The organism is Streptomyces sp. NPDC007095 (assembly GCF_040634475.1).
In the GTDB taxonomy this organism is placed as follows: Bacteria; Actinomycetota; Actinomycetes; order Streptomycetales; family Streptomycetaceae; genus Streptomyces.
Window position 1 is genome coordinate 1 of record NZ_JBEYFS010000464.1, and the last position, 2995, is coordinate 2995.

The window sequence follows — 2995 nt, forward strand, 5'->3', positions numbered from 1 at the left end:
AGGACAGACATGGAATACGGGCTCCTTACGCGGTGGCCCGCGCACGCGGGGAGGCGATGCGCGGGTACGCCCAGGTTCTGTCCGTCCCCGACTGCTTTCGACCCTTCCTTGCGCCTTCTTCGCGTCGAAGCCCCGGACCTTGACGGGACCTTGACGGCCAAGTGCCCCACACGACTCCCCCCACGGCGCTCCCCCGCGACTCCCATCGGAGCGAAGACCTTCCGCCGGCGGCCATCACGACCGGGCGTCAAGAAGGAGCAGGGCACCCATCAGAGACGCGTCAAGGGACCGGATTCAGGCCCTTCGGGTATCTACCGTCGTCCTTATGGGACGCCGCAACCACGCGCGACACAACGCGGTCCACAATCACACGGACACCCCCGCCGAAGTCGCTCGCGACCGATTCTGGGCCCAGGACCTGCGCAGCTCGATCCGCTGCGCGGGCGTACTCCTCGCCCTTCTCCTGCTCATCGACTGGGGGGCCGACACCTTCACCCCCCTGCGCGCGGTGCTGTGGGCCGGTCTCGCCGCGCTCCTCTTCGCGGTCCTGTTCCCGCGCAGGGTCACCATCGGCGAGGGGTGGCTGGCCTCACAGGGGTTGCTGCGGCGGCGCCGGGTCCGCACCGACCTGCTGGTGTCGGTGCGCTGCCTGGACGGCGTCTCCCAGCGGCTCGTCCTGCGGGACACGTTCGGCGACCGGGTCGAGATCGACCCCAAGGTCCTGGTGAACAACCCCGACCTGTGGCGCCGCCTGGACGAGGACGCGCACAAGGCGGCGGCCTGCGGATCGCTGACCTGTGGGCAGACCGCCCTGCGCCGGGTCTCGGAGCAGGTCGACCGGGAAACCGCCCTGACCGTGTTCAAGGTCTCCGGCCTGGAGTGACGCTCATCCCCGCCGGTCCACCGGATGCGGCTGCACCCCGGTCATGAGGATGTCCAGGCCACGCCGTGTCGTCGCGAGCACGACACGGTCCCCCGCACGCAGGACCCGCCCGTGCGGCGGGCGCCAGTCGAGGCCGGGCCGGTGGAGCCGGATCCCCGCGAGGGTGTCCGGTGAGGACGACGTGGGGTGCGCCGTGGCCGAGCCGACGGCCAGGACCCGCCACTCGTGCTCCCGGAACGCCTCGTGCACCGAACGCCCCTCCAGTTCGGGATGGCCGGCCACGTCCACCACGGTGAACAGCAGCGAGCCGCGCTCGACCGGCATCACGCCCAGCACATGGCGGCCCATCATCGCGGCGGCGAAGGAGGGCGCGGCGAGTGCGGAGACACTGCGGCTGCGGGTGGGGGCATCCGGGTAGGAGGCGCGCAGGGTGCGCTGGACGGTGGCGGCGAAGTCGTCGTCGTACAGCCGCATCACCACGCGTACACCGGGGTTGGTCTCGCGCGCGGCCATCACGATGTCGAGGTTCTCACCGTCGTCGTGGGTGAGGACGAGCACCGACCTGCTGTGCCGGATGCGTGCATGGTCGAGGACGCCCGGTGCTCCGGCGTCCTCCAGCAGCAGCGGGACGCCGAGCTGGCGGGCGAGGGCAACGCCGCGCGCGTGCGGGTCCCGTTCCACGGCCACGACCCGGTGGTCGGTGGTGCACAACTGGGCGAGCACCCGGGTGCCGATCTTGCCGAGGCCGACCACGACGATGTGGTCGGCGAGGTCGTCGGCGGGCGCGTTGCTGACGGAGGCGGTCCGGAACGCCTCGGTGGCGTTCATGGTCGCGGCCACGACCAGCGGAAGCACGGCCAGGCCGACGAAGCCCGCGATCAGCTGGAGCACGCGGCGGGCCACGGCCTCGTCGGTCGCCGGGTCTCCCATCGTGAAGATGTCCAGCAGTGGGAGATAGACGTTCTTCCACCATGGGTGCTCGTGCGCGAAGAGCGCCGTGGCGGCCGCGAGCACCAGTACGGTCGCGGCCAGCACCCCGTAGACCGCGATGACCTCGCGGGAGAGGAACACCCTCCACGGCAGGTGTGCGAGCCGTGCCCGCAGCCAGCCCGCCAGGCCGTGGCGTTCCCGGGCGGGCGGCTCGGGCGCGTGGTGGTGGGTGACCTCTTCCAGCATCAGCCGGCCGTGGGTGAACTGCCGGTGGTAGGCGGTGCGGGTGTCGGGAAGGAGCTGGGTGCCTTCCTCCCCCGGCGTCTCGGGGCTGTCCTCACTCGCCGGGTCGTCCTGGTGCGAGCCGGAGAGCACGGCGAGGGTGGTCAGATCGGCGGACCGGGGCGGCGACCCGGCGGCCCGCACGACGCCGCGGAAGACCTTGCCCTCGACCTGAAGGGTGTGGCCATGGCCGACCGCGGCGGCCGCCACGAGTTCCGGTACGGCGGTGTCGGCGTCGGACAGCACCGTGGTGGACATGTCCGGCCGGGGATCGTCGCCGTTTCCCCCCGTGGCCTCGGCAGCCCGGTCCAGGAGGCGTTCCAGGTGGTGTCCGCGTTCGCGGTTGAACATGCGGATGACCAGGCGTATGGAGGGATTGAGGCTCCGGGCCAGGAGCGCCGCGGTCATGTTGACCTGGTCGTCGCCGTAGGTCAGCGCGAGGGCCGCGGCCCGCTGCACGCCCGCGGACCGCAGGGTCTGCTCGTCCGGATGCGGGGCCACCAGCAGCTCGATCGGCGAGTGCGGGTCGCGGTGCAGCGCGGCGATCTCGGCGCCGCGCCCATCGCGCCTGGAGGGCAGTACGACGGTCACGGCCTCTCCGCACACGGCGTCCAGTTCGACGGCGAGCCGGTGCGCGAGACCGTCGTCACCGCAGATCACCATGTGCTGGGATCTGGGGCCAAGTTCCGTATGTAGATGCAGAGTTGACGTCACATCAGTCATGAACGGCAGGACGGGCGCGCCTGGTTCCGGGGAGGGACGTGGGATCGCGTCAACGTTCCGTATGGAGCGGCCCGCGATACCGGCAGGTCAGCGATCCAGCGCACCTTCGGTGCGCGCCGGGGGCGTGGTAAATCCCGTGGCGTGCGCCGGGGGTGCTTCTGTCTGCCCTGACGTGGG

2 protein-coding genes are annotated in these 2995 nt (G+C 71.4%); one reads left to right on the top strand and one right to left on the bottom strand.

Annotated elements, in window-relative coordinates; translation table 11 throughout:
• Positions 1-325 precede the first annotated feature (325 nt).
• Positions 326-883, top strand: a complete 558-nt coding sequence (locus ABZ656_RS57295; RefSeq protein WP_360280591.1) for a hypothetical protein — start codon at positions 326-328, stop codon at positions 881-883.
• A gap of 3 nt (positions 884-886) precedes the next feature.
• Here the strand turns inward: ABZ656_RS57295 and ABZ656_RS57300 are convergent, their stop codons facing one another.
• On the bottom strand, positions 887-2758 hold the full coding sequence (locus ABZ656_RS57300; protein WP_360280594.1) for an NAD-binding protein: 1872 nt from the start codon (positions 2756-2758) through the stop codon (positions 887-889).
• Positions 2759-2995 lie beyond the last annotated feature (237 nt).

What these genes read in the sequence shown, in the direction of transcription:
- ABZ656_RS57300 (WP_360280594.1), bottom strand. Translation starts at nt 2,758, where the DNA reads ATGGTGATCTGCGGTGACGACGGTCTCGCGCACCGGCTCGCCGTCGAA.
- ABZ656_RS57295 (WP_360280591.1), top strand. Translation starts at nt 326, where the DNA reads ATGGGACGCCGCAACCACGCGCGACACAACGCGGTCCACAATCACACG.